This is a genomic window from Paenibacillus sp. SRL342, assembly GCF_984798905.1.
In genome coordinates this window covers 3,001,321-3,009,227 of sequence record NZ_OZ481790.1, presented here as the reverse complement: position 1 = coordinate 3,009,227, position 7,907 = coordinate 3,001,321, and the positions used below count along the sequence as shown (strand labels likewise).

At 47.8% G+C, this 7,907-nt stretch carries 1 protein-coding gene; it reads right to left on the bottom strand.

Features of this window, described 5'->3' with window-relative positions; all coding sequences use genetic code 11:
* Window positions 1-20 precede the first annotated feature (20 nt).
* Window positions 21-7,841: an amino acid adenylation domain-containing protein gene (locus tag AC4E8D_RS13475; protein WP_339308088.1), complete on the bottom strand. Its 7,821-nt coding sequence runs from the start codon at window positions 7,839-7,841 to the stop codon at window positions 21-23.
* Window positions 7,842-7,907: the final 66 nt, after the last annotated feature.

Sequence of the window (7,907 nt, the reverse complement as noted above, 5' to 3'; positions counted from 1 at the left end):
GGGATGAAAATAGACAAATATTAATCCTCAATCAGCTCATATTCGCTTAATAAATCTTCAAGATCCTCTAATGACAAGTCACTAAATCCATAGTCGGTAGATGTCTTCTCCGTATGTTCTTTGCTGATACAGTGATTAATCACTTGTTCAATTGCTTCGATATAATAATGGTTTAAATTAAGAATCATTTCTTCTGAAAACGCAGACTTGGTATAGGTTGTGCTAAGGGCCAGGCTTCCGTTATAGATGGCTACATTCAGCTCAATCGGGTTCATGCGTGCAATGTGCTCGCCCATGCTTTCTCCCGGTTTAAAATGTGAAGCATGAACCCACCCGGAATTTGCGGATGCTCCGATCTCTCCCAAATAGTTAAATAGAATTGGAGCCTTCTTCTCCGCCTGTAACTCCGGCATCTGGGCCACATATTTCAGCGCTCCATAGCTAAAGCCTTTATGCGGTACCTTCCTTAATCCCTCTTTCACCCGTTTGATGGTGGTCGAAAGTTCGTCCTCCGCTTCACCCTCCAACAGAACCGGGTACAGGGTCGTAAACCAGCCCACGGTGCGGCTGAGATCGATACCCTCCAGCACATCCTCCCGGCCATGGCCTTCCAGGTTCACCTTCAGCTTCAGCTCACCCGTCAGCTTACGCACCGCAAGATACAGCGCACTGAGTAACAGATCATTGATCTCCGTCTGATAGGCCCGATTGCTCTCCCGCAGCAACTGTTGGGTGACTTCCGCACTCAGGGTGCTTTGCAGGGTATGGCTGTCCGCAAATCGATCCGGTTCCGCCGCTTCCTCTCGCTCTCCCAGGTTCAGTCCAGCCCCTTCCGCTGCAAGTCTACCCCAGTAGGCTCGCTCCTTGGCGGCATGCGGGCTGTTCGCGTAATCCTGCACGGCTTCTGCGAAACGCTGGTAAGAGTCGGTCTTCTCGCCCACATCCAGCGCTTCTCCCCGCTCCGCTTGCTGATACAGCACTTCCAGGTCTTCCAGTAGAATTCGCCAGGACACCCCGTCCACGACCAGGTGATGAATCGCCAGCAGCAGATGGTCTCCATCTTCGGCTTCAAACCACCCGACCTGCACCAGCTTGCCCTCTTCCAGGTTACATGCCTGCTGCACCCGGGTAGCCGCCTCATAGACCTGACGCTCCGGTTCATTCCAGTCCCGTATATCAAATCGGTGCAAGGTATACATCCGCTCTCCAGTTTGAACCGGACGGTTGAATTGGCGGATACTCCCATCTGGTTGTATCTCATATCTCATGCGCAGCGCATCATGATGCTCCAGCAACCGATCCAGCACTGGTTCCAGCACGTCCGGCTTGAACCCGGTCGCCCGATGCAGCATGAAGGACTGCGTGAAGTGATTTCGTTCCGTCGTGTTGTTCGCAAAAAACCACTGCTGAATCGGGGTCAGCTGCACTTCTCCTTCCACAGGCTCCTGGCTCTGGCGCTCACGTTGATCCCATTTCACATACGGGGAGAGATCCCGAATCTTTGGATAGGCAAACAAATCCCGAACCTCCATCCGCAGTCCCGCTCGGGCCAGACGTGATCCGATCTGGAGTGCCTTGATGGAATCTCCCCCGGAGACAAAGAACTGGTGATTGATGCCCAGCTCCTCCATGTTCAGCACATCACGCCAAACTTCCACCAGTAGGCGCTCCACCTCGCTACGCGGTGCTTCCGTCTCCGGCCCGGCAGGCAGATGGTGGTCCGGCTCTGGCAACGCCTTGCGGTCCAGCTTGCCATGGGACGTCAGCGGCAGCTGATCCAGCTGCACCACATAGGCCGGGATCATATAATCCGGCAGTTCCGCTTCCAGCCAGTCCCGAACAGTAGCAGCTGTCCACACTGCTTCACCTTTGGCTACAACATAGGCGCACAGCGCCCCATTTCCCTGCGGGTCCTGATGAGCCAGAACCGCTGTTTCCCGGATGGCCGGATGTTTCAGCAGTTGTTGCTCGATCTCGCCAAGCTCAATCCGGTATCCACGGATTTTCACCTGTTGATCGGTACGCCCCATAAATTGCAGTTGGCCACCAGGCAGCCAGCGCACCAGATCACCTGTCCGGTACATTTTGCCGCCGGGTTCATGCGGGTTGTCCACAAATTTCTCCGAAGTCATGTCCGGATTATTAAGGTAGCCCCGGGCTACACTGTTGCCGGCAATGTATAACTCTCCTGCTACACCAACTGGACACAGTTGATGATCACTATTCATCACGTACGTCCAGATGTTGGGGAGCGGCTTGCCAATCGGAATATTGCCGTGAACCTGATCTACCCGTTGGTAGGTGGTAGCGACTGTGTTCTCGGTAGGCCCATATGCATTAATCAGTGGGTAGTCAGGAAGAAACGAAAGTTTCAGCTGTTCTCCTCCAGCAATTAGCAAACGCAATGAGGTATTAGGTTGATGGATAAAAACTTCACACACCTTAGGCGGCAACGTGATCAATGTAATGGAGTGTGCATTCAAATATGCATTTAGCCGTGACATATCCAGGCGCAGCTGAGATGGGATGATGTGCAGCTCGGCCCCCACCACCAATGTCGGAAAAATATCGATAATAGACCCATCAAAAGTAATTTGCAAATAATTAGCTGCACGATCTCGCTCCGTGATCTGCTGAGATTCACTGAAGCCATAACATAAATTGGCGAATGATCCATGCTCAATTAATACACCTTTTGGCAATCCGGTTGAGCCTGAGGTATAAATGATGTAGGCCAAATCATGGTCATCATGCTTTATTCGGGACACACCATTCCGTTCCTGGCGGCCGCCCTTCTCCTCAATGCTCTGTAATGGTGAGCAAGAACTGTCAAGCACCAGAGTTTTAATGGAATGACTGTATTTTTTCACTTGGGACAACAAATGCTCTTGAGTTACAACCACGCTGGCACCGCTATCCTCCAGCATGTAGCGAATACGTTCCTCGGGAAAGGCAGGGTCCAAAGGCATATATGCCCCACCCGATTTGAGAATACCGAGTAAACCAACCATCATTTCCAATGAACGATCCATCATAATGCCTACAGGCATTTCTTTATGCAATCCAAGATCCAGCAGAGCTTCCGCAACATCGGTAGCCCGTTCATTCAGTTCGCTATAGGTTAGTTGTTGCCCATCATATACAACAGCTACTTTATCGGGAAAATGAATTGCATGGTCTGCAATCTGTTCCGGAACGGACTTTCGTTGGGCGTAGTCCCGAACATTGTTGTTGAACTGGTACAGCAGCAGCTCCCTTTCCTTTTCCGTCACCATGTTGATCTCACCAATGGTGCGTTGAGTATCTTTTACAATTTCTTTCAAAATTTCGTTATAATGCCCAGCCAGTTTCTCAATGGTCTCTTCTTTGAACAGCCTAGAGGCATACCCGTAAAACATCTCTATACCCTCCGCTGTTTCCAACGCGGTTACGCTCAGATCAAACTTGGCTGTGGGGTGACTGAACGGATAGTATTCAGCCAGCAAATCATTAGCGTCCATTCCCGTTGTCTGTTCAGCCTGAAGAGTAAACAGTGTATCGAATAGCGCACTCCGGCTTGCATCCCTTTTCACTTCAAGTTTGCTTACCAGTTCATCAAACGGATAGTCCTGATGGGCAAAGCCCTCAAGCGTAGTATCCTTAATATGATGAAGCAACTGCTGCAAGGACATATCGGGTTCAGGATAGAAGCGTAATGCCAGCGTATTAACAAACATGCCCACCATATCTTCCAATTCCGGATGCTCTCGTCCTGCCACCGTAGTCCCTATAATGATGTCATCCTGGGAAGTGTACCTGGCAAGAAGTATCGTATATGCGGTTAACAGCAAAACAAACAGCGTTACACCGTTTTCGGCAGCCAGCAAACGCAGTTTTTGTGTCAGTTCGGAATCCACTGCAAATTGAAGCCGGTTTCCTTCATGACTCTGAATCGCAGGTCGGGAGAAATCAAGCGGCAAATTTAACACGGGCAATTCACCTTTAAGCTTGTCTGTCCAGTATTGCTGGTGCTCTTGCCTTTGTTCCTGTTGTTCCGGGGCCAGAGACCATTCAGCATAATCTTTATATTGAAGGGTTAATGGTGCCAATTGTTTATGTTCATAGATTTGCCCTATTTCCTGAATAAGGATATCCATGGACACCGCGTCTGAAATCAAATGATGCATATCAAGACATAAATATTGGCTGGTCTCTGTTCGCCATAATGCAGCTCTGAACAAAGGGGCCTTCTCCAGATCAAAGGGTTGGATAAATGAATGTATGAACGGATCGAAATCCTTTTGCAACCCGCTGCCTACAAGAAGATAGAAGTTCACTTGGGCATGAATATGCTGCACGGGCTCACCATCGATTTCTGTAAAAGAAGTTCTCAGCCCTTCATGTCTATGAATCATTTCAAGCAATGTCTGCTCCATTCGTACCTGTTCAGCTTCTTTGGACAAACGGATAATAAGTGGCATGTTATACATCAAACCCGTTTGCTGCACCCGATCCAGAATGTAAAGTCTTCGCTGTGCTGCGGACAATGGATAATACGGTTTTTCGTTTGCCTTTTGGATTGGGCAAGTGCGCTGTGTCTCCACTGTTAGAAGCCATGCAGCCAGCTGCCTGATTGTAGGCATGTTAAAGATATCCTTGAGTGTAATCCGAAGCTCTAACTTTCTCTGAATGGCTGACATCATGGCAAATGCTCTCAAAGACTGACCACCCAGTTCAAAAAAGCTATGATCTACACCAATCGGCCGAAGTTCCAATATTTCTTCCCAAATGGATGCCAATATACATTCCAGCTCATTGCTTGGGGCCACATACGTCGTATTGGCCATGCTGTCCACATCGGGATGGGGCAAAACGTTAAGGTCCGCTTTACCATTGAGGGTACGCGGAATTTGCTCCAAGCTCATAAACCATGAAGGAATCATGTAAGCTGGCAATCGTTCTCTCGCATGTGTTTTCAGTTCATCAAAGCCATGTCCATGTTCTGGCGAATTCCAGACAATATAAGCGCATAGGCAGAGCTGACCCTGTTGGTCTTTTTGAGTTATAACTACAGCGTCGCTTACATCGGGATGATCTGCCAGATGATGCTCCACTTCCCGAATTTCAACGCGATATCCTCTGATTTTAATCTGTTCATCATTTCTTCCAAGAAACTCGATATTTCCATCCGGAAGCCATCTCCCCATATCCCCGGTGCGGTACATTTTGTTCCCCGATGCAAGCAGATGATCTACAAAACGGGATTGTGTGAGCTCGGCAAGGTTGAGATATCCCTTAGCGACCCCTGCTCCGCCGATATATAATTCCCCTGCTACACCAATCGGAACGGGTTGTTGATGTTCATCAAGTATAAACACCTCATAGTTACCAAGAGGACTGCCTATGGGAATTGACACTCTTCCTTCGTCCTGTGGCATCACACGATAATATGTAGCACATACCGTTGCTTCGGTAGGTCCATATGAATTGTACACCTGAGCCGAACCGACCATATTCCGGACATATTCGTATTTCAGGACATCCCCGCCACTGATAAATTTCATGTTGGCATGTGGACGCAGATGCCAGTTTTTGTCCAACTCGTTTAGAAGGAGCGGGGAACAGCTTAAGACAGTGATGTTCTCTTTTTCAATCTGCATAACCAGGTCATCTACATGCGTTTCGTTTAACTTGTCACTCAGGACAATACGCCCGGATACAGCCAGCAACGGAAATACTTCCTCAGTGAACGCATCGAAAGAAAAGGACACTACCTGAAGAACCGCATCCTCCTCTGTTAGCGGTACTCTGTTCAAAAATGTAGAAATATAGTTCAATACATTTCCATGAGTGGTCATGACCCCTTTAGGTGCACCCGTTGAACCGGAAGTGTAAATCACGTAGGCCAAATCTTCTTGCTCATTAACACCTTCCAGATTGTGTGGTTCCATACGTTCAATTTCCGGGTCGTCCATCTCCAGCTCGGATGTGATGTGGAGTCTGTCTCTCAAAGGACACCCGTTCAAAAGCAACACGGCCTCGCTATCCCTGAGCATGTATAATACTCGGTCATCAGGCAGTTCAGGATCAATCGGCATATATGCAGCCCCCGCTTTAAGAACTGCAAGTATCCCAACAATCATATCCAAGGAACGCTCCACCATAACACCAACGATCGAATCGGGCTTCACCCCTCTCATTCGAAGCAGGCGTGCCAGCTTGTTTACTCGTTCATTAAGTTGCTTATACGACATGGATTTTTCCCCGTGGACTACTGCGATCCGTTCAGGTGTAGATGCAGCGCGTTCTTCAAACCAATCATTTAAGGTACCCTGGTACGAATCCACTCGCTTGCTGTTAAACTCATACAACACCTGATCCTCTTCATGACTGGACAACATGCGAAGCTGACTTACCTTTTGCGTGACGTTCAACGCAATCTCATTCAACACATTCATCAAGTGACTTAAAAAACGTTCCATGCTATTTTTGGCAAACAATCCGGAAGCATATTGCAGATCCAGTTTCATGTGACTTCCGTAATGAATTACGGTGAGACTGAGATCAAATTTGGAGACCGGTAGATCGAATTCACACATTTCCGCTTGAAGCTGACCAAGTTGGAACACATAATCCTCGGCGTGCTGCAAATCAAACATTGTATCAAACAGTGTGTGTCTGCTCCGATCCATAGGTAAGTTCAGTTTTTCAATCAGTTCATCAAAAGGATAATCCTGATTCTCATATGCAGATAAGGTATGCCTTCTCACCTGATTCAAAAACGCGACGAATGTCTGCTCCGGGTCGATGTTATGTCTTGTTGCTATTGTATTGGTGAACAAACCCATTACTGATTTGAGATGTTCATTCGACCTGCCTGCGATCGGGGTACCCACGATAATGTCTTTCTGTCCAGTATATTTAGATAAAAGGACTGCATAGGCTGATAAAAGCAGCATGTACATCGTTACGTCATGCTCATCGGCAAGACGCTGCAATTTTCTCGTTAATTCCTGATCCAATTGGGTAACCATTCGCTGACCGGCATAATTTTGCTCTGGCGGGCGGGCATAATCCAGAGGCATTTGAAGTTGTGGCAGTTCCCCACTCAGCGTATCCAGCCAATATGTCTCCTGCTTCTTCAGATCACCTGAACGTTCTTTGGCTTTCTCCCATGCTACATAGTCCTTGTACTGGATGGAAACAGGTGTCAACGGTTTTCCACTGTATAGTTCAGCCAGTTCATTCAAAAACAGCGCAAATGACATCCCATCGGATACAATATGATGCATATCCATGAGCAGTACATGATGATCTTGATCCAAGCGAACCAGTTCCGCCCGCAGCAGCGGAGCCTGCGTTAGATCAAAAGGTCGAATAAATTGTTTGATCTTGACCAAGATATCTGATTCATTCCGTTCGCTGAAATCAAGCTTAAACCGAATTTGAGGATGAATCTTCTGAGCAGGCTCACCCTGATCATCGACAAATGAAGTTCGAAGCGCTTCATGCCTCTCGATCACACGCCCAATCGCTGCTTCAAGTGAATCCAGTTCAAGATGACCCGTCAGCTTCACCGCCATTGGTATGTTATAAGCAATTCCCTGATCGTCCATTTGATGCAGAATATACATTCTTTTCTGAGCCCTGGACAAGGGGTACATCTCGTTGGTCGACTCTTGGGCCTTTGGAATAGGCGCATTCCATACTTCTTCCTGATGGATCAGAAACTGAATAAGTGCCTGTTTGTGTTCTTTAATCTGTGATTTAAGATCAGCATTGATTTCCTCACGCGGTCCAATCATTTTGATTTTTCCGTCTTGATGGTACAATTTCACGTTCTTCTTCTGTAAATGATTCATAAACTCCGCTATGTTCATAGGAATTCACCATTCCTTTCAGTATGACGCCTAAGACGTGGAATTCCG

Coding starts and splice junctions, on each gene's coding strand:
- AC4E8D_RS13475 (WP_339308088.1), bottom strand. CDS start 7,841: ATGAATCATTTACAGAAGAAGAACGTGAAATTGTACCATCAAGACGGA.